Origin of the sequence: Streptomyces sp. NPDC001985, assembly GCF_040296845.1 — a bacterium.
Taxonomy (GTDB): domain Bacteria; phylum Actinomycetota; class Actinomycetes; order Streptomycetales; family Streptomycetaceae; genus Streptomyces.
In genome coordinates, this window is the sequence record NZ_JBEOYB010000070.1 from 14,772 (window position 1) to 37,909 (window position 23,138).

21 protein-coding genes are annotated in these 23,138 nt (G+C 72.9%); 10 read left to right on the forward strand and 11 right to left on the reverse strand.

The genetic code is table 11. The features are described 5' to 3' along the window. Nucleotides 1-23: 23 nt before the first annotated feature. A complete protein-coding gene (locus ABT122_RS26555; protein WP_351557252.1) occupies nucleotides 24-731 on the forward strand; it encodes a DUF8817 family protein in 708 nt (235 codons plus the stop codon). 111 nt (nucleotides 732-842) lie between these two features. Here ABT122_RS26555 and ABT122_RS26560 read toward each other — a convergent pair whose 3' ends face one another. Next, nucleotides 843-2,300, reverse strand: a complete 1,458-nt coding sequence (locus tag ABT122_RS26560) for an aldehyde dehydrogenase family protein (RefSeq protein ID WP_351557255.1) — start codon at nucleotides 2,298-2,300, stop codon at nucleotides 843-845. A 94-nt stretch (nucleotides 2,301-2,394) separates the two neighbouring features. After that, on the reverse strand, nucleotides 2,395-3,303 hold the full coding sequence (locus ABT122_RS26565) for a Sco1979 family transcriptional regulator (RefSeq protein ID WP_351557258.1): 909 nt from the start codon (nucleotides 3,301-3,303) through the stop codon (nucleotides 2,395-2,397). A 312-nt stretch (nucleotides 3,304-3,615) separates the two neighbouring features. On the opposite strand from ABT122_RS26565, the gene ABT122_RS26570 reads away from it, so the two are divergent. Further along, nucleotides 3,616-4,125 carry an ATP-binding protein gene (locus tag ABT122_RS26570; protein ID WP_351557261.1) on the forward strand — a complete coding sequence of 170 codons (510 nt, stop codon included), beginning with the start codon at nucleotides 3,616-3,618 and terminating at the stop codon, nucleotides 4,123-4,125. Nucleotides 4,126-4,254: 129 nt separating this feature from the next. Here ABT122_RS26570 and ABT122_RS26575 read toward each other — a convergent pair whose 3' ends face one another. Further along, nucleotides 4,255-4,497 (reverse strand): DUF397 domain-containing protein, encoded by a 243-nt coding sequence (locus tag ABT122_RS26575; RefSeq protein WP_351557318.1) that lies wholly within the window; start codon nucleotides 4,495-4,497, stop codon nucleotides 4,255-4,257. 462 nt (nucleotides 4,498-4,959) lie between these two features. Here ABT122_RS26575 and ABT122_RS26580 point away from each other — a divergent pair, with 462 nt between their 5' ends. Continuing rightward, nucleotides 4,960-5,478, forward strand: coding sequence for a hypothetical protein (locus ABT122_RS26580; RefSeq protein WP_351557264.1), 519 nt, complete (start codon nucleotides 4,960-4,962; stop codon nucleotides 5,476-5,478). Between the two features lie 20 nt (nucleotides 5,479-5,498). On the opposite strand, the gene ABT122_RS26585 is transcribed toward ABT122_RS26580, so the two are convergent. Further along, the gene (locus ABT122_RS26585; protein ID WP_351557266.1) at nucleotides 5,499-7,541 is read right to left on the reverse strand and encodes an FUSC family protein; all 2,043 of its coding nucleotides are present in this window, start codon (nucleotides 7,539-7,541) and stop codon (nucleotides 5,499-5,501) included. A gap of 629 nt (nucleotides 7,542-8,170) precedes the next feature. Between ABT122_RS26585 and ABT122_RS26590 the strand changes: the two genes are divergently transcribed. Further along, a complete protein-coding gene (locus tag ABT122_RS26590) occupies nucleotides 8,171-9,886 on the forward strand; it encodes a glycosyltransferase (protein WP_351557268.1) in 1,716 nt (571 codons plus the stop codon). Here the strand turns inward: ABT122_RS26590 and ABT122_RS26595 are convergent. Then, a complete protein-coding gene (locus tag ABT122_RS26595; protein WP_351557270.1) occupies nucleotides 9,859-10,722 on the reverse strand; it encodes a DUF3152 domain-containing protein in 864 nt (287 codons plus the stop codon). The two genes, ABT122_RS26590 and ABT122_RS26595, sit on opposite strands and share 28 nt — an antisense overlap. 198 nt (nucleotides 10,723-10,920) lie before the next feature. Next, nucleotides 10,921-12,036, reverse strand: a complete 1,116-nt coding sequence (locus ABT122_RS26600; protein WP_351557273.1) for a DUF2786 domain-containing protein — start codon at nucleotides 12,034-12,036, stop codon at nucleotides 10,921-10,923. Nucleotides 12,037-12,397: 361 nt separating this feature from the next. Here ABT122_RS26600 and bla point away from each other — a divergent pair, with 361 nt between their 5' ends. Continuing rightward, nucleotides 12,398-13,300: a class A beta-lactamase gene (gene bla, locus ABT122_RS26605; RefSeq protein ID WP_502976207.1), complete on the forward strand. Its 903-nt coding sequence runs from the start codon at nucleotides 12,398-12,400 to the stop codon at nucleotides 13,298-13,300. A 65-nt stretch (nucleotides 13,301-13,365) separates the two neighbouring features. Here bla and ABT122_RS26610 read toward each other — a convergent pair whose 3' ends face one another. Next, nucleotides 13,366-14,055, reverse strand: a complete 690-nt coding sequence (locus ABT122_RS26610; protein WP_351557279.1) for a lipoprotein — start codon at nucleotides 14,053-14,055, stop codon at nucleotides 13,366-13,368. A gap of 102 nt (nucleotides 14,056-14,157) precedes the next feature. On the opposite strand from ABT122_RS26610, the gene ABT122_RS26615 reads away from it, so the two are divergent. Next, nucleotides 14,158-14,715 (forward strand): sugar O-acetyltransferase, encoded by a 558-nt coding sequence (locus ABT122_RS26615; protein ID WP_351557282.1) that lies wholly within the window; start codon nucleotides 14,158-14,160, stop codon nucleotides 14,713-14,715. 428 nt (nucleotides 14,716-15,143) lie between these two features. After that, complete coding sequence (locus tag ABT122_RS26620) at nucleotides 15,144-16,847, forward strand: bifunctional 3'-5' exonuclease/DNA polymerase (protein ID WP_351557285.1); 1,704 nt, start codon at nucleotides 15,144-15,146, stop codon at nucleotides 16,845-16,847. 175 nt (nucleotides 16,848-17,022) lie between these two features. Here ABT122_RS26620 and ABT122_RS26625 read toward each other — a convergent pair whose 3' ends face one another. After that, on the reverse strand, nucleotides 17,023-17,508 hold the full coding sequence (locus ABT122_RS26625) for a DUF1269 domain-containing protein (RefSeq protein ID WP_351557288.1): 486 nt from the start codon (nucleotides 17,506-17,508) through the stop codon (nucleotides 17,023-17,025). Nucleotides 17,509-17,765: 257 nt separating this feature from the next. Between ABT122_RS26625 and galU the strand changes: the two genes are divergently transcribed. Further along, on the forward strand, nucleotides 17,766-18,683 hold the full coding sequence (gene galU, locus ABT122_RS26630; protein ID WP_351557291.1) for a UTP--glucose-1-phosphate uridylyltransferase GalU: 918 nt from the start codon (nucleotides 17,766-17,768) through the stop codon (nucleotides 18,681-18,683). Nucleotides 18,684-18,708: 25 nt separating this feature from the next. On the opposite strand, the gene ABT122_RS26635 is transcribed toward galU, so the two are convergent. After that, nucleotides 18,709-19,374: a TetR/AcrR family transcriptional regulator gene (locus ABT122_RS26635; RefSeq protein WP_351557294.1), complete on the reverse strand. Its 666-nt coding sequence runs from the start codon at nucleotides 19,372-19,374 to the stop codon at nucleotides 18,709-18,711. An 84-nt stretch (nucleotides 19,375-19,458) separates the two neighbouring features. Here ABT122_RS26635 and ABT122_RS26640 point away from each other — a divergent pair, with 84 nt between their 5' ends. Then, nucleotides 19,459-20,427 carry a threonine/serine dehydratase gene (locus ABT122_RS26640; protein ID WP_351557297.1) on the forward strand — a complete coding sequence of 323 codons (969 nt, stop codon included), beginning with the start codon at nucleotides 19,459-19,461 and terminating at the stop codon, nucleotides 20,425-20,427. Between the two features lie 494 nt (nucleotides 20,428-20,921). Here the strand turns inward: ABT122_RS26640 and ABT122_RS26645 are convergent, their stop codons facing one another. Together ABT122_RS26645 and wrbA are read right to left on the reverse strand one after the other, a co-directional pair. Then, nucleotides 20,922-21,482, reverse strand: coding sequence for a hypothetical protein (locus ABT122_RS26645; protein WP_351557300.1), 561 nt, complete (start codon nucleotides 21,480-21,482; stop codon nucleotides 20,922-20,924). A gap of 97 nt (nucleotides 21,483-21,579) precedes the next feature. Further along, nucleotides 21,580-22,209 (reverse strand): NAD(P)H:quinone oxidoreductase, encoded by a 630-nt coding sequence (gene wrbA, locus ABT122_RS26650; protein WP_351557303.1) that lies wholly within the window; start codon nucleotides 22,207-22,209, stop codon nucleotides 21,580-21,582. Between the two features lie 166 nt (nucleotides 22,210-22,375). Between wrbA and ABT122_RS26655 the strand changes: the two genes are divergently transcribed. Next, nucleotides 22,376-23,005 carry a TetR/AcrR family transcriptional regulator gene (locus ABT122_RS26655; RefSeq protein ID WP_351557306.1) on the forward strand — a complete coding sequence of 210 codons (630 nt, stop codon included), beginning with the start codon at nucleotides 22,376-22,378 and terminating at the stop codon, nucleotides 23,003-23,005. The last annotated feature ends 133 nt before the right edge of the window (nucleotides 23,006-23,138 follow it).

Here is a 23,138-nt window from a genome sequence, read left to right on the forward strand (position 1 = left end):
TCAACTTTGTCTAGTCTCTCAGGATGGCCGAGAACACGATCCCCCTCCTCCCCTGCCGGACCGAACTGATGCCATCGCTGATCGAGTTCTACACCGCGCTCGGATTCGCGACGACGTTCCACCAGAAGAGCCCCTACGCCTATGTGGTGGTCGAGCGCGGTGCGGTCGAACTCCAGTTCCTGGGCATGAAGGAGTACGACCCCGCCTCGTCCTACTCCGGCTGCTACATCACCACCGACGATGTCGACACCCTGCACACCGCCTTCCGCACGGGGCTGAAGGCCGCGTACGGACGCGTCCCCGCCCGGGGTCTGCCGCGCATCGGCCCGCTGAAGGACATGTCGTACGGCATGCGCCAGTTCCTGATGACCGATCCCACGGGGAACTCGATCCGGGTCGGGCAGGCGATCAGCGAGGACCAGAGCCACCGGCCCGTGCCGAAGGGCACCTTCGAGCGGGCGCTGCACATGGCGGATCTGTACACGGACTCCAAGGACGATCTGCCGGGGGCCGCGCGGATCATCGACCGGGCGCTGGGGCTGACGGACGAGCGGCCGGAGCCCGGGCAGCTTCTGCGGCTGCTGGTGCTGCGCGGCGACATAGCCCAGCGGCAGGGCGACCCGGAGTCGGCGCGCGCGCTGCTGGAGCGGGCCGCGTCGGTGGAGCTGACCGGGGCGGAGCGGGAGTCCGTCCGGGACGCCCTGGCCCGGCTGGCCGAGCTGCGGGGCTGACCCCTCCTCCCGGCACCGCGAACGCCAGGGGCCACAGCGGACACCTTCCGTCCCCCGTGGCCCCTGGCCCGCTCCTCCCCGTGCGCGGGGCCGCCCGATGGGGAGGGCCGCTCAGAAGGGGAACCGCGAACGGCCGTGCTGCACCGAGATCCACTTCTGGGTGGTGAACGCCTCGATCATCGATTCGCCGTTCAGCCGTCCGCTGCCCGAGTGCTTCTCGCCCCCGAAGGGCACGATCGGCTCGTCGTGCACGGTGCTGTCATTGATGTGGATCATTCCGGTGTGGATGCGCTTGGCGATCCGCACCCCGCGCTCGATGTCGGCGGTGTGGACGGCGCCGCTCAGCCCGTACGGGGTGTCGTTGGCGATCCTGATCGCCTCCTCCTCCCCGTCGAAGGGCACGATCAGCGCCACCGGGCCGAAGATCTCCTGGCCCAGCACCGGGGAGTCGGTCGCGATACCCGTGATCACCGAGGGCTCGACCAGATTGTCGACGGCGCCGCCGCGCAGCAGCGCGGTCGCGCCGGCCGCGATGGTCTGCTCCACCAGGGTGGTGACGGCGTCCGCCTGCCGTGAGTTGATCAGCGGGCCGATGTGCGTCGCCGGGTCGGCCGGATCGCCGACCTTCAGGGTCCGCACCTTCGCGACGAACTTCTCGGTGAACTCCCGCTCCACCGAGCGGTCCACCAGAACGCGATTGGCGGCCATACAGACCTGGCCCTGGTGCACGAAACGGCTGAAGACGGCGGCGTCGACGGCATAGTCGATATCCGCGTCGTCCATCACGATCAGCGCGCTGTTCCCGCCCAGTTCCAGGATCGCCCGCTTGAAGTTGGCCGCGCAGACGGTGGCGACATGCTGCCCCACCTTGTCGGAGCCGGTGAAGGAGATCGCCTTGGGAATCGGATGGCTGATCAGCGCGTCGCCGATTTCCGCTATATCGGTGATGACGACATTCAGCAGCCCCGGCGGCAGCCCCGCGTCCTCGAAGACCTTGCCCACCAGGGAACCGCCGCAGATCGGGGTGTTCTGGTGGGGCTTGAGCACCACGGCGTTGCCGAGCGCCAGCGAGGGCGCGACGGATTTGATGGAGAGGAGGAAGGGGAAGTTGAAGGGGCTGATCACCCCGACGACCCCCACGGGCAGCCGGTAGACCCGGTTCTCCTTGCCGTCCACCGGGGAGGGCAGAATCCGCCCCTCGGGGCGGAGGGCGAGCTGGATCGCCTCGCGCAGGAATTCCTTGGCGAGGTGCAGTTCGAAGCCGGCCTTGATGTACGTGCCGCCCAGCTCGGCGATGATCGCCTCGGTGATCTCCTGCTCGCGCTCCTCGATGATGCGCAGCGCGTTCTCGAAGACGGTCCGGCGGGTGTACGGACTGGTCTCGCCCCAGGCGACCTGGGCGCGCTCGGCCGCGCGATAGGCCTCGTCGACCTCGGCGGCGGTGGCGACCGTGATGGAGGCCAGTTTCTCCCCGTTGTACGGATTGAAATCGATGATGTCCCAGGAGCCGCTCCCGGGCCGCCACGTGCCATCGATGTACTGGTGGGCCAGCTCGCTGAACAAGGACATATACCGATCCCTCACCCGTCAAGAACGTCGGAACGCCAGAACCTCAGAACCTCACAAAGACGCGCGTCTGATGCCACGTCACTATACTTACGCATTAGGTGAGTTGGAGTAGACCACGCAGAACATCGCGACTCTCGGCCGGGTCCGGACTGTCCTCCCCGAGGCGGGTCATCACCTTCTCGTACTGGGCGACTTCCTCGCGCTTGTCCAGATACAGCGCGCCGGTGAGATGCTCCAGATAGACGATGTCGGACAGGTCCGACTCGGGAAAGCGCAGCATGGCGAACGCGCCGCTCTCGCCCGCATGACCGCCGAAGCTGAAGGGCATCACTTGAAGGGTGATGTTCGGCTGCTCAGAGACCTCGATCAGATGCTTCAACTGGCCCTGCATGACGGCGCGGTCGCCGTAGGGCCTGCGCAGCGACGCCTCGTCGAGGATCGCGTGCAGCCGGGGCGCCCGCTCGGAGACCAGCACCTTCTGCCGTTCGAGCCGCAGGGCGACCCGGCGGTCGATCTCGTCCTTCGGCGCGTCGGGCATGCCCCGGGTGACCACCGCGTGGGCGTACGACTCGGTCTGGAGCATTCCGTGCACGAACTGGACCTCGTAGAGACGGATATGGGACGCCGCCGCCTCCAGTCCCACATATGTCTGGAACCAGCCGGGCAGCACATCGCTGTAACTGTGCCACCACCCGGCGACATTGGCCTCCTTGGCGAGGCCGAGGAGCGCGCCGCGCTCGACTTCGTCGGCGACTCCGTAGAGCGTCAGCAGGTCTTCGACATCCCTCGCCTTGAAGCTCACCCGGCCCAACTCCATACGGCTGATCTTTGACTCGGACGCGCGGATCGAGTAGCCGGCCGCCTCCCGGGTGATACCGCGTGACTCGCGCAGTCTCCGCAGCTGCGAGCCCAACAGGATGCGCCGCACCACGGAACCCCCACCCGGCCCTTCGGCCCACGACTCGCCAACGGTCACGACTCCAACCCTCCCCAACCTCGTCATGCGTCTCGTCGGTCCTGTGCGGACTCCTCTTACAGACTGAGGCACCCCCCGGGCCTCAAGTGCGCGATTCTGCCACCAAAACACTTCAGCGCGTACTCATCCGGTTACGGAAATGGGACTCCCTTGGGAAGACCATGAAAGAGATCAGAGAAAGATATGACGAGGAATCGCCACGGACAAGGACATCACGGTCACGTGCACGTGCATCTGCCCTTGCATCTGCCCAACGCATTCGGAACCATGGTCCTCGCCGCACCTGCGTGCTCGTTCGTGTTGTAGCGCCACAGCCGCGATTCCCGGGGAGTGCCTCGCATGGGGACGAATGGATCGACCATGCTCGAGCCGTTACGGCAGGGGCTGCCTCCGATCGATCCCGCGAGGGTGTCGAGTTCGGCGTCGTGCTCACTGCCCGGACGCTTCGAAGCGGTGCGCGGGGCGCGGCAGTTCACCAGGGTCACCCTCGGGGGATGGAGTCTGGGCGAGCGTTTCGACGATGTCGCCCTGGTCGTCTCCGAACTCGTCACCAACGCGCTGCGGCACGCCCTGCCCGGGGAGACGGCGGCGCACGAGGCGCAGGACCCGCCCGTCCGGCTGCATCTGATGCGCTGGCCGGGACGGCTGGTGTGCGCGGTGCGCGACCCCAGCCCGGACAGTCCCGGCGCCTTCGACGGTGACGAGACCTCCTTCCCCGACCCCAGGGGGACGGCGGAATCCGGCAGGGGGCTGTTTCTCGTGGACTCCTTCAGCGACAGCTGGGGGTGGCACCCGCTCGCCGGGGCCCTGCACGGCAAAGTCGTGTGGGCGCTGTTCCGGCTGGGTTAGGCCCGGACCGAGAAGCCGGGCCGTACGAGCCGGGGAGCGGGCCCGGCTTCGGGGGGCGGGCCCGCCTCTCCTTCGCCGGCACATCCGCCGAAGGGGCGCGGAGCACACGGGGCGGAGCGGGTCGAGCGGTCAGCTCCCCGCCACCAGGTGGTCGAACTCCCCGTCCTTGACACCCAGGAGCAGCGCCGTGATCTCGGCGGGCGTATAGACGAGCGCGGGGCCGTCCGGGTGCCGGGAGTTGCGCATCGCGACATTCCCGCCGGGCAGTTTGGCGAACTCCACGCACGAGCCCTGGGAGTTGCTGTGCCTGCTTTTCTGCCAGACGACCCCGTGGAGCTCGGTGGCCGCCATGCCGTTGTACGAGTGGTGCACGAGACGCTCCCGGGCTACAAGGTGCATGTGTCAACTGTCCCGGATCATAGCTCTGTTTCACGTGCGAATGCATGAGCGATAGCACGGGCATATGCACGTGCACGCGCGGTATTCCCGTGGTTACAGTTCCCGCCCGTAACGGGGTGGATTCCGGCCGGGGCCAGAAGTCGCCGCCCGCCCGCGAAGGCACTTCCGTGACCTGCGCCGTCCCGGGGCCGAATCAGTCCCGCACAGGAAGAGACGTGTTCCGCGGCGTTCTGGTGCCAGTCTCCACGTGATAACCCAATACACGCGCCGGGTATCGGCGTTGTCGCCCAGTCGGCGGACCCCGGTATGCGCCCGATGGCGTACTCCGCGACCCCCGGCGCCGCGCATGCCCCGTACACCCATGCGTACCCGAAGGGCTCGAAGTCGCCCTGGTAGCTTGGCGCCGACCGTCAACCCACCCAAGGGGACAGCTTCGTGCGTATACGTACTTCCATGGCCGCGGCCGGACTTGTCGCCGCGGCCTCACTCGTTCTCTCCGGATGCGCGGGCGACGACAGCGGCGGCACCGACACCTCCCGGGCCGATTCCTCCAAGGGACAGGAGAAGGAGAGCGGCAAGGACGAGGGTGCCGCGTCGGACGCCCCGGACGCGCCGGAGGCCACGGCCGGGAAGGCGGACCCCGCCGCGCTCCAGGGCCAGTGGATGGGGCGCACCGACGGCACGACCGTGACCATCGGCATCAAGGACAAGACCGTCGTCCTCCTCACCGCCGACGGGGCCTGCAACGGCGAGGTGGCCGACCACGGCGACCAGATGCTGGCGATGACCTGCGCGGGCGGCAAGCAGAAGCGCACCATGGGCACCGTCAGGTCGGCGGACGCGAAGAAGCTCGTCGTCGACTGGGGCGACGGGATCACCGACACCCTCACCAAGGCGAAGCTGGACAGCCTGCCCACCAAGCTGCCCAAGCTGGACGCCGTTCCGGCGTCCTGAGCCCTCCCGGGCGGCGGCCGTCAGTCGCGCACCCCGTCGGAGAGCGCGTCCGCCAGTTCCTCCAGCGCCTCCGCGAGCAGCGCGGTCCCGCCGCTGAGCACGGTGTCGTCGTCCTCCCACTCCGCGAGGGCGGCCCGCACCCGGTCCCACCGCAGCGGCCGGCGTTCGCGCACCGCCTTCGCGGCCCGCTCCGTGTCCTGCCGGAGCGCGTCCGCGAGCGCGGCGGCGGCCGGGACCGGGACGGCGCCGTGCTCCGGCAGATGGGCCTCCATCAGCATCGCGCTGCGGCCCATCTGCGCGAGCGCGTGCTCGGCCGCCTCCGCGCCGGCCCGGGTCAGCCCCCGGGCCCGTACCGGCTCGTGGATCGCGCGCGCCAGCGCGTCCTGCCAGACGATCCGGGCGTCCCGGGCGGCCAGCAGTGCCCGGCGGACCTCCTGGTTGTCGGTGTCCGCCGGGTGCGCGTAGTGATCGACGACGGCCGCCGCGTACCGGCCGTCCGCCTTCAGCCAGTCGGCGAGCCGGTTGCGGAGCCGGGGGGTCTCCCACGCCGGGTAGAGGGCGTACGCCACCATCGCGACCAGCCCGCCGACCAGCGTGAGGACCACCCGCTCGGGGACGGTCTGGCCGGCGTCCTCACCGCCCATGTTCAGCAGGAAGACCACATAGGCGGAGACCGCGACATTGGTCGCCACATAGCCGGTCCGCTGCGACAGATACACGGCGAAAGCGCAGAGCACGGCGAGGCATCCGGAGACCGGCACCCCCGGGTGCGAGCCCTGGACCACGGCCGTGGCCACCCCGACCCCGATCAGGGTGCCGCCGAAGCGGGCCACGGAACGGGCGTACGTCTGGGAGAAGTCCGGCCGCATCACCATCACGGAGGTCATCGGCGCCCAGTAGCCGTGCCCCAGCGGCAGGGCCGTACCGACCAGATAGCCCGCGCAGACCACCGCCGACACCCGGATGGCGTGCCGCAGCACCGGTGAGTCCCGGCGCAGTTCAGCCCGTACCGCCCGCACCGCCCCGGGGAGCAGCCGGTGCAGCGGGGGCCGGTCCCGGTGGGACTCCTCGGGGGTGCCCTCCCCCCGCGCGGTCTCCACCACGTCGTCCATCAGCGCCGCCAGCCGGATCACCGCCCGCCGGGGCGGCCCGCCGAGGAGCGTGAGCGTGTCCGGGTTCTTCAGCGCGGCGAGCGCCTCCGGCGGGATGCGGACCGGGTCGCCCCTGCGGATCGCGTGCGCGGCGGCGTCGAGCACGGTCCCGGCGGCGGCCAGCACCTCCCGCACCCGCTCCCGCTCGGGCCCCTCCACCGCCACCCCCACCGCCGGGTCCGCGAGCGAGGCCAGCACCGGTCGGACACGTTCGGCGATCCCCCGCGCGCCGTGCAGCTCGGCCGGTCTGCGCCGGGCCTGGCGCGGGGTGACGGCGGCGGCGCTGCGGGCCACCATCAGGGGCTCGGGGTCGAAGGAGGCGGTGGGGTTCTCGCGCAGCCGCCGCGCGTAGTCCGCCTCCGCCGCGAGCGCGTCGGCCAGCGCGTCGCGCTGCGCGCCCCAGCGCCGCACCGGGAACAGCACGATCAGCAGCGCCTGGACGCCCCCGCCGACCGCGATCACCGCCGCGTGCTCGGCGGCCTCCGCGAGCGAGGCCGGCAGGGTGATGGTGATCAGCATGATCGCCACATTGGACGCGGCGATCACCCCGACCGTGGGCCCGATCGCCCACGCCAGCCCCGCGGCGAAGGTCCACACCGCGAGCAGCAGGATGAAGAGGGGGAGGTGGAAGGCGGTCAGATACCCGAGGAAGGTGGAGATCGCGAGGCTGGTCCCGGAGGCGAGCGCCAGCACCGGCCGGGGGCGCCAGCTCCGCTGGTAGATCGCGAGCGCGGCCTGGTGCGCCCCGAACGCCGAGCTGACGGCCACCATCGGACCGAACAGCGCCAGCGCCCCGCCGACAACCAGCGCCAGGCCGATGGCTCCGCGCAGGGCCACGAGGGGTTCGAGCCGGCGCCGTTCGAGGGTGAGTCCGGTGCGGGTGGTCTGTTTCAGCGCCCGCAGCCAGGTCATGGGGCGAGATTAGCCGGGTTTGCCCGCTTTTCTTGTGTCTTGAGGGGCTGGGTACGGGGTGTCCTCCTCCGCCGCCGGCCGGCACCGGACGGCCGTGCCGGCCGGGCTCCGCCACACCCCCCGCCACACCCCCCGCCGCGCGGCCACGGCCGCGCGCGGCAACAGCCCGCGCCCGCGCCGGAGATGATCCGGGAGCCGTCGGAGGACCGCCCGACCGGTGAACGGCCGCGAGCACACCTCCGGGCCCCACCACCCCACGCGGGACACCCGGCACCACACGGAGAACTGCCCGACCGGTGAACAGCCGCACACCTCCGGGACCGCCACCCGACGCGGGACGCCCGACACCACAGCGACAACGGACCACGGGCGCCGGGCGCCGGGCGCCGGGCGCCGGGGACGCCGACCGCATCGCCGGCTCCGCGCCGACGGCGCCCGCACGTTCGGCGCCACCGGCGGGTCCCCTCCTCGCGAAGGCGCTCCGGAGCGGCCTTCGCCGGCGCCGGCCGGACCCCCGTACCACCACGGCCGTCCCCGGTTCCGGTGGTCCGTGGACCCACTTCCGGCCGATGATCCGGTAATAGGCCCGGCACGGAACCATCGCGCCCCGCACCCCGGTCCAAGCCCCCGTGGGGCACGACAGAACAACCTCGGACACACGCACACCACCGCGCGACCGGCCCTGGGCCCGGCACGCCGGTCTCGCGGTCACCGCGCTCGCCGCGCTTCAGCAGGTGCTGCTCGCGGCGGGCGCGGGCGGCTTCCTGCCGGGGTGGCAGCCCTGGCCGTTACTCCTGCTCGGCGCCCCGTTGTTGTGGCTGGGCAGGGGCGGGCGGCTCCCCTCCGCGCATCCGGGGAGACGCCCCCTGCGCGCGGCCGGGCTCCCCCGGGGTCTCCCGGCCGCCGGGGTGCTCGCGCTCACCGCCGGGGTCTGGGCGGTGCTCCAGGACGACGAACCCTGGATCGGCCACGAGGAGTCGGTGTACGCCAACAAGGCGCGCTCCTGGACCGAGGGCGGGCCGCCCGACGCCGGGTGGGGGGTCTACCGCCCGATCGGGCTCCCGCTGCTCGGCACCCTGGCCCTGCGCGTCGACGACAGCGTCGGCGCGCTCCGTGCCGTCACCCTTCTGCTGGCCCTCTTCACCATGGCCGTCGTCCTCGCGGTGGCCGCCCGCTGGACCACCCCGTCGACGGCGGTTCTCACCGGGCTGCTGCTCCTCAGCGGCCTCGGATTCCTCCGCCGGGTGCCCGAGTTCCTCAACGACATCGGCTCCACGGGCCTGCTGCTGCTGATCGTCTTCGTCCTGACCCGCGCCCAGGAGAGACCGGGGTCCCGGGCCCTGTTCGCCCTTCCGCCCCTGGTGCTGGCCGCCTTCCACCTCCGCTACGGGGTGGTCGGCAACCTCGCCGCCATCGCGCTCGCCGCCCTGCTGGCGTACGGTCCGCGGGCCTGGCTCGCCCACGGCCGCCGGCTCGCCCTGGCGGGCGGCGCGATCCTGCTCGGGCTGCTCCCCCACTTCCTGTACGCCACCCGGCTCACCGGCTCACCGCTCGGGCTCCTCACCCGGGCCACCTCGCAGGCCGAGCGGGCCTTCATCGGCGACGGGCTCCTCTACTACCTGGCGATCCTGCCGTACCGGCTGGCGGGGGACCTCGGTGGTGTGGTGATGTTCGCGGGACTGGCGGCGACGGCCGCCGCGATCCGGCGGCTGCGCGGGCGCCGGGCCGTCCCCGACGACCGGCGCACGGTCTTCCTCGGTGCCACCTCCGTGCTGGTCCCGGTCGTGCTGGGCATCGCGACGGACGGCGAGCCCCGGTTCGTCTACCTGCCCGTCATCCTGCTCACCGTGCTCGGGGTACGGGCGATCAGGACGGCGGCCGGAGACCTCTCCCGCGCGGTCGCGGCGGCGGTCGCCGCGCTGGCGGTGCTCACGGTCCTCGGCACCGTCCAGGTGGTCGCGCACGGCGCGATGCCGGGTCCGACGGAGCAGGCCCGCTCGACCGTGCCGGTGGCGCGCGCGCTGGCCGCCCGGGACGGTGAGCCCTGCCTGCTGGTGACCGGCTACGAACCGGAGAGCGGCTGGTACTCGGGGTGCGACGCGGTGACCTACCGCCAGTACCGGCGGATGGCCGGGCCGCCCGAAGGCACCCGGGTCAGCCTCATCCGCTACACCCGGGGCCGGCACCAGCCCGGCGCTGAGGGTATCCGGAGGCTGGTCGGCGACCGGCGGTCCGAGACCCTGCGGATTCCCACGGAGGGGTCCCTGGGGACGGCCACGGTGGTCAGCTTCGGCGGGCCACCGCGGCCGGTCCGGGGTCAGGGCACCGACGGGCCCTCGACGTAGTTCCCCTCCGCGTCGTACGGCCAGGCGTTGGACGTACAGCCCAGCAGCCCCTTGATCTGCTGCTGCATCGCGGGGGCGGGTCTGCCGGGGCCGGGGCAGGTCTCGTGGCCCCGGCCGATCTCATGGCCCACCTCGTGGTTGATGATCAGCGCGCGGTACGCCTCCGGGGGGCCGTCGAACCTCGGCGAACCCCGCACCCAGAGCTTGAGGTTCACCACCACGTCGTGATGGACGCGGCAGTTGACATTTCCCTTGCTGGCGGGAGTGGTGACCATGCAGAGCCGGTCCGTGGTGCCGGGGGTCGCGATCTTCACTGTGAAGTCGACCGGGCCGGACTCCACGAGCTGGAAGCCGTAGGCGCTGTCGCGGGTCCAGCCCCGGGGGTGGCCGAGGATGTCGGAGACGGCGCGGGCGGTCGCCGGGCCGGGGAGGCGGACACCGTCCTCGATCTCCACCCGGAAGCGCCGCACGGGGCCCCGGCCGTGCCGCTCGCCGGAGGCGCGTACGGGGGTGAAGGTGCCGGGTCCGTCCGCCGGGACGGGCGTGACGGTCTTCGGCGTCCTCGATCCCGGCTCGGGCTCGGGCTCGGGCCGGGTGTCCCCGGAGGGGCTCGCGGGCAGCGGCACCGGGCGGGCGGCGGTGCTGGTGGTGGGCGCCGGGCCGGTCAGGGCGCGCGAGCCGGCGCCGTCCGGCGCGAGCAGCAGGGCCGCGCCGCCGAGTCCGGCCGAGACCACCACGACGGAGGCGGCGGCGACGAGGGCCCGCCGGCGTCTGCGGGTGCGGCGCAGCGCGGAACGGGTGGGAAGGGCGGCGCGCCGGGAGGGCTGTCGGGGCATCAGATCAGCCGGCCACCGGGGGACCGCCGCCCGGCAGGAGCACCGGCACCGTACCCGGCGACGAGGGAACGGCACCATGAGTCCATGGCGTCGCGAGGGCATGTGAGTGGCTGCATGGTGCGGGTGCTTCCTTCGCTTCGGGAGTCCGGCGTCTGCCTTGCAGGAGGGTTCCCGGAGCGATTCAGTTCCGCGCCGGTGTCAGGTGGTGCCCCCGCCGACGCGCCGGCGCCCGGGCGCGACACGGGCCGCGTCGGCCGCCGCCCGGCCGTCGAGCCAGCCCGCCTCGTCGCTCACACCGCGCACCCGGGTGCTGGTCGTGCGCGGGAACAGCTCCTCCGTACGGGAGGCGACGGCGACCTCGCGGGTGGCGAGGACGGGGAGCAGATCGGCCGGGGCCGTCACGCTCCCGGCCGCCTCCGTGAGCCGTTCGCCGAGCCGGGCGGCGTACGCCATCAGGAAGGACTGGCGGAAGGTCTTCGTACGCCTGCGTCCGGCCGCCCGCCGTCCCGCCTCGGCACGGGTCATCGCAGTGGTGCCCTGGACCAGCAGGGAGGTGTGGAGCAGCTCCACCGCTTCGAGGTCGGACTCGAAGCCGACGACGGTGGAGAAGCCGAAGGTGCTGTTCCAGACCGCCTGGCAGCGGTTGGCGGAGGCCACGGCGTCGAGCAGGATCGCCTTGGCCGTCTCGTAGGGCGGGTCCACACCGATCCGGCAGGCGGACGGGGCCTCGGACGCGCTCCGGGGCAGGGCTGCGTCGTCGACGCTGTGGCGGGCCATCAGCTCCTGGGCCTTGGCGGTCAGCGCCTCGGCCTCCTCGGGGAAGGTGGTGGCCTCGGCCTTGGCGAGGAGGGCCCTTATCCGGCCGAGCATCCGGGGCTCGTACCCCGATACCGGGACGAAGGGGGCGCCGGGCACCGGGCCGACGGGTTCGATGGAGGGGAGGCGGACCAGCAGCCGGTACAGCTCCAGGACGGCCGTGGCGTACGAGAAGCGGTCGGGGCGCGGGCCGGGCGGGGGCAGCTCGGCGAGCTGGGCCCGCCAGCGGGGGGTGAGGTTCCCGTACCGCCGGGACTCCTCGGTGATCAGCCCGGAGAGCAGCCGGGCATGATGATCTTCCAGATCCCGGCGCACGAGACGGAGGATGTCGGCGGGCTGCCAGCCGCGCTCCCAGGCGCGGCGGAGGAACTCCCGGCCCCGGCGGGCGAGTTCCGGATCGGCGGCGGGGTCGGCCGCGAGGAGGGAGGCGGCCGTGTCGAGCGAGGCGTCGTCGTCCTGATGGAGCGCTGCCTCCAGCGCGTCGTCCACTGTCGCCATTCGGCCACCTCCTTTCGGTTCCGATCATTTCAGGTGTCCGGGGTTCCGGTGGCGGGTGACCCGTCACGGACATTCTCTGTCCACAGGCTGTGGACGGGGAAACGCGCGGCGGCGGGGCCGGGGCACGACGGGCCCCCCCGGGGTCCAACGGGAGCGCGGCCGGTCCCGTCACCCGGCGGGGCGCCGAACGGCCCACGGGGCCGCCGGGCGCGGGGGTGAGAACGATCACGGAACTGGGCGCCGGGCGCGGGGAGTCCGTTCAGGCATGGACCTTCTGCCTTCTCGGAATACATTGACCGCAATTGGGGATAAAAGGACGAGCCGAAGGGGCGTTCTCGCGCTGGGTGCCGGGACGGGGGCGGTGGTGGCCGCGACCGCGCTGGGCGCCGGGACGGCACAGGCGGCGCCCGCCGCCCGGGCGGCATCCGTACGGCCCGCGCCTGAGGCGGTTCCGGCCGGCCGGGCGGCACCCGGGCGCCGGATCTCCCGGGAGCTGGCCGCGCTGGAACGCGAGTACGCCGCCCTGCTGGGCGTCTACGCCCACAACCTGGAGACCGGCCGCACGGTCCTCCACCGCGCGGAGCGGCGCTTCCCCATGTGCTCGGTGTTCAAGACGCTGGCCGCCGCCGCCGTGCTGCGGGACAAGGACGCGCACGGCGAGTTCCTGGCCAGGCGCATCCACTACACCGAGGCCGATCTGCTGCCGAACTCCGACCGCTGCCGGGAGAACCTGGGCAGGGGGATGACCGTGGCGGAGCTGTGCGACGCCACCATCCGCTACAGCGACAACACGGCGGCGAATCTGCTGCTGGCCGAGTTGGGCGGGCCCGGCGCGATCACCCGGTTCTGCCGCTCGATCGGGGACCGGGTGACCCGGCTCGACCGGTGGGAGCCGGATCTGAACTCGGCCGAGCCCTGGCGGATCGAGGACACCAGCAGCCCGCTCGCCATCGGCCGCACCTACTCCTCGCTCGTCCTCGGCGACGCGCTGAACCGGCCGGACCGGAAGCTGCTGACCGGGTGGCTGCTGCGGAACACCACCAGCGGTACGCGGTTCCGGGCCGGGCTGCCGGAGGGGTGGACCCTCGCGGACAAGACCGGCGGCGGCGAGTACGGCACCAACAACGATGTCGGGATCGCCTGGACGCCGGGCGGGGCGCCGGTCGTCCTGGCGGTGCTGAGCACCCGGCTGGAGCCGGACGCGCCCCGGGTGGACGCGCTGATCGCCAGGACGGCGGCGCTGCTGGCGGCCGATCTCGGCTGAGGGCCGCCCGCCCGACCGCCCGGGTCCGGGCGGGCGGGCCACGGGCGGGCGGGCCACGGCCGGGGTCAGACCGCCCGGACGGTCTTCTTCGCCAGCGCGTAGGCGGGGAGCATCGCCCGGTGCTCGGCCGAGTCCAGCCCGCCCAGGTCCAGGATCACCACGCCCCCGGGGGTCGCGAAGGCCAGCGCCCGCTCGGTCCTGGGCTCCTCCAGCAGGTCGTTGGTGTTGAGATAGGTCACCTCGACCGCGTCGTACTCCCCGGCCCTGGTGACGGTGTAGGCGTCGCCCTTGCGGCTCACGGCGTTGTCGGCGACAAAGGAGGTGAGGGCCCGGTGCGGGTCCTCACCGGGTGTGTCCCCGGTCCAGACGCGGAGGAAGCCGATCGAGCCGGAGAGCTGGGCGTTGATCTCGCAGGCCAGGGTGACCGTGCCGATGACCGGCCCGCCGATCTCGGCCTCCCTGGCCACGGCCTGCGGCTGCCAGTGCTCCGCGTGGTCGAAGGTGACGGGCAGCCGGCAGGGGGAGCCCTCGCCGCCGACCGACCCGCCCTTGACGACGGCGCCGTTCCCGGTCCGCTCCCGGCCGGCCGGGCGCTCGTCCCCGGCGGGCAGGGCGCCCTGCCCGGTCGCGGCGGGGCGGTCCGGTCGCGGCGCCGTGCCCAGGAGTCCGCAGCCGACGGTGAGTCCCAGCACCAGCACGGCGGGGAACACCGCCGCGCTCAGTCTCCGGATGGCTGTGCGTGTGCCTCGCGCCATGGTTCCCCGCCCCTGAGTTTCGGTCGGCCCGGCAGCCGGTTCGGCTGATCCGGCCGATCCTAGAGATGCCCTTGCGCCATACGAGACGAAGGAGGTAATGCGGTGGCCGAGAACAAGGACCGCATGCTGGCCGGGGATTGGTATATACCAAACGACCCGGAGCTGGAAGCGGACTCCCGGCGGCGCTTCGCGTTGTGCGCGGCATACAACGCGAACGGCGGGGCGAAGATCGAGGATCGGGCCGGAATTCTGGCCGAATTGCTGGGGTCGGTGGGGGTGGGGGTCACGATCAGGCCACCGTTCCAGTGCGATTACGGCGGTCTGATCTCCATCGGCGACCGCACCTTTGTGAACGTCAACGCGGTCTTCCTGGACACGGCGGCGATCACCATCGGCTCCGACGTGCAGATCGGGCCGAATGTGCAACTGCTGACCCCGACCCATGAACTGGACACGGAGCGCCGCCGCGCGGGGTGGGAGAAGGGGGAGCCGGTGACCATCGGGGACAACGTGTGGCTGGGGGGCGGGGTGATTGTCTGCCCCGGGGTGACGATCGGGGAGAACACGGTGGTGGGGGCGGGGGCGGTGGTGACCAGGGGCCTGCCGGCCGGGGTGCTGGCGGTGGGGAATCCCGCACGGGTGGTGAGGGCTCTGACCTGAGCGGACGGGTCCCCGCGCCGTGCGGGGCCGCGCGCACCAACCCGAGCCGACGGGCCGACGGGTCCCGCGCCGTGCGGGGTCCTGTGGCACAGGGTCCGTCCTCAAACGCCGGACGGGCTGGGATTGCTCGGGGCTCCCGTGGTGCGGGGTCCGTCCTCAAACGCCGGACGGGCTGGGGATGCTCGGGGCTCCCTCGGACGACGGACAGTCCGGCACACCCGGCCTCGCCGGGGGCACCTCCCAGAGGCAGCTCTGGGGGAGATTGAGGCGCGGGGGTTCGGGGGCCGGCCCCCGACCGTGGGCCGCACAGTGCGGGGTCCTCCCGGGCCGGGGCCGCGCCGTGCGGGGGTTCGGGGGCACAGGTGTGCCCATGAGGGGGTGGGAGTGGCGGCGGGGCGTTGTCAGTGGGGGGTGCCACAATCGAACCCATGAACGAAAACGGGGGCCGCTGGGCCATCACAGCGACAGAGGACGGCGGCGCCCACCTCCTCCCTCTCGCCCCCGACGGCACCCCCTCCGCCCGCGCCACCGCGGAACCCGACCTCGTCGAGGCCGTCCGCGCCCGCCCCACCGTCGAGCGCTGGGTCTGGCGCTCCACCGAGGAGATCTGGCCCCGCCTGCTGGCCGCCGGCCTCCGCGTCGACCGGTGTTACGACATCGAGGCGGCCGAGCAGCTCCTGCTCGGCCACGAGGGCCGCCTCGGGGAGCCCCGCTCCGCGCTCGCCGCGCTGGCCCGGCTCCACCACCGCCCCGTCCCGCCCGACCCCCCTCAGCGCTCGGCGGAACCGCGCGCCCAGTCCTCCCTCTTCGACCCCCAGCCGGACCCCTTCCCCCTGGATTCCCTCCTGGAGGTCTACCGCGACCAGCTCCGCCGCCACGACACCGCCGAGCACCCGGGCAGGATGCGCCTCCTGACCGCCGCCGAGTCGGCGGGAATGCTGGTGGCCGCCGAGATGAACCGGGCGGGGATGCCCTGGCGGGCGGATGTCCACCGACAGGTGCTGCACGACCTGCTCGGCGAGCGGTACACGAGCGGCGGCGAGCCCCGCAGACTGGCGGAGCTGGCGGACGAGGTCTCGGCGGCGTTCGGCCGCCGGGTGCGGCCCGACCTCCCCGCCGAGGTGATCAAGGCGTTCGCCCGCGCCGGTCTGAAGGTCCGCTCCACCCGGCGCTGGGAGCTGGAGGAGATCGACCACCCCGCCGTCCAGCCCCTGCTGGAGTACAAGAAGCTCTACCGGATCTGGGTGGCCCACGGCTGGAGCTGGCTCCAGGACTGGGTGCGGGACGGCAGGTTCCGCCCCGGCTACCTCCCGGGGAGCACCGTCTCGGGACGGTGGACGACCAACGGCGGCGGCGCGCTCCAGATCCCGAAGGTGATCCGGCGCGCGGCGGTCGCGGACGAGGGCTGGCGGCTGGTGGTGGCCGACGCCGACCAGATGGAGCCCCGGGTGCTGGCCGCGATCTCGCGGGACCCTGGCCTGATGGAGGTCGCGGGCCATGAGGGCGATCTCTACTCGGCCCTCTCCGACCGGGCCTTCTCCGGCGACCGCGAGCACGCCAAACTCGCGCTGCTCGGCGCGATCTACGGCCAGACCTCCGGTGACGGCCTGAAGAACCTCGCGGCGCTGCGGCGCAGATTCCCGGCGGCGGTCGCCTATGTGGACGACGCCGCCCGGGCCGGCGAGGAGGGCCGGCTGGTCCGCACCTGGCTGGGCCGGACCAGCCCCCCGGCGGCCGGCGCGGACGGGGCGGAGGAGGCGGGCCTCCCCCAGGAGGCCCCGCCGGCCCCCGGCGACCCGCCCGCCGATCACGGCTTCACCCCGGGTTACGCATCGAGCGACGCCCGCGCCCGGGGCCGCTTCACCAGGAACTTCGTCGTCCAGGGCAGCGCGGCCGACTGGGCGCTGCTGATGCTCGCGGCGCTGCGCCAGTCGCTCTCGGGGATGCGCGCGGAGCTGGTCTTCTTCCAGCACGACGAGGTGGTGGTGCACTGCCCGGCCGAGGAGGCGGAGGCGGTGGTCACCGCCATCCGGGCGGCGGGCAGGACAGCGGGCGAGGTGACATTCGGCCGGACCCCGGTCAGGTTTCCCTTTACGACGGCGGTGGTGGAGTGCTACGCGGACGCGAAGTAGGAGCGGGACGACGGACCAACGGGTCGTGGGACCCGGGCTGCGAGGTGCGGCCGCGGTGATCGCGCGGGCCCCGGGCCGGCGGGATCGGGCCCCGGGCCGGCGGGATCGGGCCCCGGGCCGGCGGGATCGGGCCCCGGGCCGGCGGGATCGGGGCCGGTGAGGCCGGGCCCGGGGCTCAGGCGTCGAAGACCTCGCGGAGTCTGGCCTCGTCCGCCTTGGAGAGATTGCTGCGGATCAGCTCGGCGGTGCCGGTCGGGAAGGCCTCGTGCACCCGGTCGATCACCGCGTCGGAGGTCAGCAGGAAGAGCGCGGAGGTGCCCGGCTCGACCTCGCTGCGCACACTGGCGATGAAGTCGTCGTCGATGCCGACATCCGCGAGCGAGCCGCCGAGCGCTCCGGCGGCGGCGCCCACCGCGGCCCCCAGCAGCGGGACGAAGAAGATCAGCCCGAAGAGCATCCCCCAGAAGGTGCCGGAGAGCGCCCCGGTCGCCGCGAGATTGTGCAGCTGCTTGGTCCTGGGCTGCTTGCGGTCGGCGGGCCAGGTCACCACGGCGGCGTCGTGGATCTGGATCAGACTCTGCTTCTGAAGGGCGAGCAGGGTGGTCTCGACCTCGGCCGCACCCTCGGGGGTGGGGAACTTCCAGGCGGTGAGCGTGGCCACGGGGGTCTCCTTCTGGACGGTCGGCGCTGGTCCGGTCCATCTCAGCACCGGCGAGCGCTTTATGCATTTTGTCCCCCTATGGAATTCCCCTCGGCGTGCGCCGCGGGCCCATCCGGACGGCGGGGACGGCGTGCCCGGCACCGGGGTGGCCCACCCATGCCGCGACGCGTTCAGAGCACACGTACCATCACACCCGTCGCACACCCTCAGTACCGACCAGGGACACCGCTCTCCGGAGCCGCGTCCGGAGAAAAACCATGCCTGCACAGAGCACCCGGGCCCGCAAGGCCGTCATACCCGCCGCCGGACTCGGCACCCGCTTTCTGCCCGCCACCAAGGCCACACCGAAGGAGATGCTCCCGGTCGTGGACAGGCCGGCCATCCAGTACGTGGTGGAGGAAGCCGCCGACAGCGGACTCGACGACGTCCTGATGGTCACCGGCCGGAACAAGCGGGCCCTGGAGGACCACTTCGACCGGGCCTACGAACTGGAACAGCTGCTGGAGCTGAAGGGCGACAAGGAGAAGCTCCTCAAGGTCCGCGAGTCCAGCGAGATGGCCACCGTGCACTATGTGCGCCAGGGCAACCCGCTCGGCCTCGGCCACGCGGTGCTGTGCGCCGAGCCGCACGTGGGCGACCAGCCCTTCGCGGTGCTGCTCGGCGACGACCTGATCGACGCCCGGGACCAGTTGCTCGCCCGGATGCTGGATGTGCAGGAGCAGCACGGGGGCAGTGTCGTCGCCCTGATGGAGGTCGACCCCGACCGCGCGCACCTCTACGGCTGCGCCGCCGTGCGCCCGATGGAGGACGGCGGCCCCGACGACGTCCTGCGCGTGACCGACCTGGTGGAGAAGCCCGAGCCGGGCACCGCTCCCAGCAACCTCGCCGTCATCGGCCGCTATGTCCTCGCGCCGGAGATCTTCGGTGTGCTGCACCGGACGCCCCCGGGCCGCGGCGGCGAGATCCAGCTCACCGACGCGCTGCGCGAGCTGGCGACGGACGAGTCGCTCGGCGGACCGGTTCACGCCGTGGTCTTCCGCGGGCGCCGCTACGACACGGGCGACCGGGGCGAGTATCTGCGGGCGGTCGTCAAGCTCGCCTGTGAGCGCGAGGACCTCGGACCGGACTTCCGGGCCTGGCTGACCGAGTTCGTGCGCTCCGGCGAATCCGCCTGACCGGCCGTTCGCCTGACATCCGCCGTCACACCCGGGCCGGTGCGGAACCCGGTCCGGGTGCGGCGGCGGCGATGAGGGCCCGCAGGCCCAGACGGTGCACCTCGTGGTCCACCACCACCGGGATGATCTCCTCCGCGTGCCCGGTCAGCACCGGGAAGCGCGCCGGGTCGAGCCCGGCGAGCGCCGTGCGGGTCACGGCGAACGCCCCGGCGGGGTCGCCGTGGTTCACATGGCTCACCGCGCCGAGTGTGAACAGATACATCTGCCGGTAGACGGCCATGGCCCGCCGGGGCGTCATCCCGGCCGCGACACTCGCCGCGAGCTGGGGCTCCACCAGCCGGGCCAGCAGCTCACCGCTGAGCCAGGGGCGGTTGCCGCGCAGGGCGATCAGCCCCGGATGGCGCGTCAGCACCTCGTACAGCGCCACGAACCGGGCCTCCGTCGCCTCGGCCCAGGGCACCTCGGGCGCGATGTCGGGGAGCCGCGCGGCGAGATGGTCCGTACAGAGATCCACCAGACCGGCCACCTCCGAGCCGCAGCGCCGGTGGACGGTGGTGTGCGAGACGCCGAGCCGTTCCGCGAGCGCGCGCAGATTCAGGGCCTGCGGGCCCTTCTCGTCGATCAGCGCCAGCGCGGCGACCGCGATGGCCTCGGGGGTGGCGCGATCCAGGGAATCTGAGTGCCTCGGCATGTGTGACAGCGTACGTTACGCTGTCACATCACGCGCCCTCGCGACGCGGGTCCGCGCGCCGACACCTCCCTCCCGGAGCAGCCCGTGCACCAGTCCAGTCAGCTCAGCCATGAGGACGTCACCGCCGCGGCCGAGCGGATTCGCGGCCGGGTCCGGCCCGTCGCGGTGACCCCGCTGGACTCCGGGGTGGTACCGGGGCCGGAGGCGGCGGAGGTCTGGCTGGGGCTTGAGTTCCTCCAGCACACCGGCAGCTTCAAGGCCCGGGGCGCCCTCAACTTCCTGCTGGCCCACAGCGAGGCCGGCCCCCTCCCCGACAGCGGGGTCGCCATCGCCTCCGGCGGCAACGCCGGGCTGGCCTGCGCCTGGGCGGCCAGGTCGCTCGGGGTGCGCTCCACCGTCTTCCTGCCCGCGAGCGCGCCGCCCGTGAAGATCGCCCGGCTGGCGGGGTACGGGGCGGATGTGCGGCTGGTGGAGGGGGAGTACGCCGATGCCGCCGAGGCGTGCGCGGAGTTCGCCGGCCGGAGCGGGGCGCTGCGGAGCCACGCGTACGACGATCCCCATGTGGCGGCCGGGGCGGGCACACTGCTGGAGGAGTTGCGCGCCGCGATCCCGGGGCTGGACACGGTGGTGGTCGCGGTCGGCGGCGGGGGGCTCTTCTCGGGGGTGGCGACGGCCGCGCGGCACCACGGGATGCGTACGGTCGCGGTGGAGCCGGAGGGCAGCCGGGCGCTGAACGCGGCGATGGAGGCGGGGCGGCCGGTGGATGTGGCGGTGGACAGCATCGCGGCGGACGCGCTCGGGGCGCGGCGGGTGTCGGAGACGGCGGTACGGGTCGCGCGGGACGCGGGCGCGGTGTCGGTGGTGGTGCCGGACCGGGGGATCGCGGAGGCGCGGCGGGTGCTGTGGGAGGAGTACCGGGTGGTGACGGAGATGAGTGGGGCGGCGGCGCTGGCGGGGTGGGGGGAGTTCGGGGTGGGGGTGGGGGAGCGGGTGGCGGTGGTCCTGTGCGGCGCCAACACCAACCCCTCCGACCTGGCCACCCCCACCTCTTGACCCCGCATCCCGCGGGCCACGGTCGGGGGCCGGCCCCCGAACCCCCGCTCCTCAATCGCCGGAGGGGCTGGATTTCGTGCCTCAGCCCGCCGACGAGACTGAGCAACCCCAGCCCGTCTGGGGGCACCTCCCTGAGGCTCTGGGGGAGCTTGAGGACGGCCCCCGCACCACAAGGCAACCCGAGCAATTTCAGCCCGTCCGGCGCTTGAGGACGGACCCCGCACCACGGGCAACCCGAGCAAATTCAGCCCGTCCGGCGCTTGAGGACGGACCCTGTGCCACAGGGTCCCGCACAAACCCAGCCCGTCCGGCGATTGAGGACGGAACCTGTGCCACAGGACCCCGCATCCTGCGGGCCGCGGTCAGGGGCCAGCCCCCGAACCCCCGCTCCTCAAACGCCGGAGGGGCTGGATTTCGTGCCTCAGCCCGCCGGAGGGGGTGTTTCGTGCCTCAGCCCGCCGGCGAGGCTGCCCCTGGCAGGCAAGGGCAGAACATCACGCACCCAGCGGAACAACCACCGTCGTGGGCGCGGCGGCAGGCGGGTGCGGCAGTACATGGGTTTGGACCAGGTTGCCGAGGTCGCGGGAGAGGTCGCGGGCGACCGCGTCCAGGCGGGCCGCCCAGTCGTCGGGCGCCCCCGCCGGCGGCACCACCAGAAGCTCCAGCAGGTCCGCCGGATGAGCCGCCACCCCTTCCGCCACCTTCCCCGCGAGCGCCAGATACACGGGAGCCGGCTCCACCCCCTCCCCCACCCGCCGCCGGACCTCCCCAACGAGCCGCCCCCGCAGATCCGTCACCTCGCGCAGCGCGTCCCACACCAGATGCCCCTCCACCACCCGGATCTCCTCCCCGCGCCTGCGCGGCAGCAGCATCCCCAGCAGGCCGAGCCGGAAGAGCACGCTCTCCAGCTGGGTGGCGGCCACCGAGGACTCCCGGGCGAGCTGTTCGACGCTCAGCGCGGCTCCGCCCGAGGACTCCCGGTGGGCGGAGAGCGCCGTCACCGTGCGGCCGGAGGCTCCGGGGAAGAGAGCGGTGAGGGGGGTGCTGAAGTTCACGGTGATCCTCGTGTCGGGAGAAGCGGGAGAACGGGAGAAGCGAAGGAAGCGGGGGACGGGCCCCGCCCCGATCCTCAGCCCTCAGGCCCGCTCGACGTCAAGCGGACGCACCCGTCCCGGTCAGCAGCCGGGAGGTGATCCCCGCGAGCCGCTTCCCCTGGTAGCGGGCCGCGTCCAGTACATTCGCGCCCGGCAGCTCACCGGCGCCCGAGGCATGAGCGGTGCCGTAGGGGTTGCCGTTGGCGGCGTAGACGGTCTGGTCGGTGTAGCCGGGCGGGACGATCAGCGAGCCCCAGTGGTACAGCGTGTTGTAGAGCGCCAGCAGCGTCGACTCGTTGCCGCCGTGGAGGTTGGAGGCGCTGACGAACGCGGTGCTCGGCTTGTCGGCGAAGACCCCGCGCTGCCACAGACCGCCCGTGCTGTCGATGAACTGCTTCAGCTGGGAGGCGACATTGCCGAAGCGGGTCGGGGTGCCGAACGCGTAGGCGTCGGCCCATTCGAGGTCGGCGTGGGTGGCGATCTCGACGCCCTGGGTGGCGTCGACATGGGCGCGCCAGGCGGCGTTGGAGTCGATGGCCGCGTCCGGAGCGAGCTCCGCGACGCGGCGCAGCCGCACCTCGGCTCCGGCCTGCCGGGCGCCTTCCGCGACGGCCTCGGCGAGGTGGTGCACGCTCCCGGTCGACGAGTAGTAGACGACGGCGATCTTGGGGGTGACGGCGGTGGTCATGACGGCCCTTTCAGCGACTGCGATCGAAGCGGATATCTATCCGCTTCGGCGAAGGTATGCGATTCAACGACTTCTTGGCAAGCCCTAACCGGATACCTATCCGCTAAGCTGGGACCCAGAGCTCCCCGCCCCCCGGCAGAGCCGCGCACCGCAGAACGGAGGCCCCGTGCACTCCCCCGAGCCCCACCCCGTGGACCTCCCCCTCCCCCTCCTCCCGGCACCCGAGCGCGCCGCCCCCCGCGCCGACGCGGCGCACAATCGTCGCAAGATCCTCGACGCCGCCGCCCGCATCGTGGCCGAGCAGGGCCCCGACGCCCTCACCATGAACGCGGTCGCCCGCGCGTCCGGCACCGGAGTGGGCACGGTCTACCGGCGCTTCGGCGACGCCTCCCAGCTCTTCTCCGCCCTGCTCGACGAGCGGGAGCAGCAGTTCCAGGAGGCGTTCATGGCCGGCCCGCCCCCGCTCGGCCCCGGCGCGCCCCCCGGGGAGCGGCTGCGCGCCTTTCTGCACGCGCTCGCCGACCGCGTCGTCGAACAGCGCGCGCTGCTGCTCGCCGGGGAGAACGCCTCCCCCATCGGCCGCTACCACCACCACTCGTATCTGGCCCGGCACACCCATCTGACGCTGCTGGTCCGGGGGCTGCGCCCCACCACCGACGCCCCGCTCCTGGCCCATCTGCTGCTCGCGCCCTTCGCTCCCAGCCTCATCACCCATCTGACGCGCGAGCGGGGACAGACCCCGGAGCAGATCAAGGAGTGCGTCGACGCCCTGGTCGACGGGGTACTGGGGGACTGAGCCCGAAGGGCCGGACCGCGCTCACGGAGTACCGCGCTCACGGAGTACCGCACACGGAAGAGGGGTGGGGGGGGGGGGGGGGGCCCCGCCCCCGCCCCCCCCCACCCCCCCCACCCCCCCCCCGCCCCCCCCC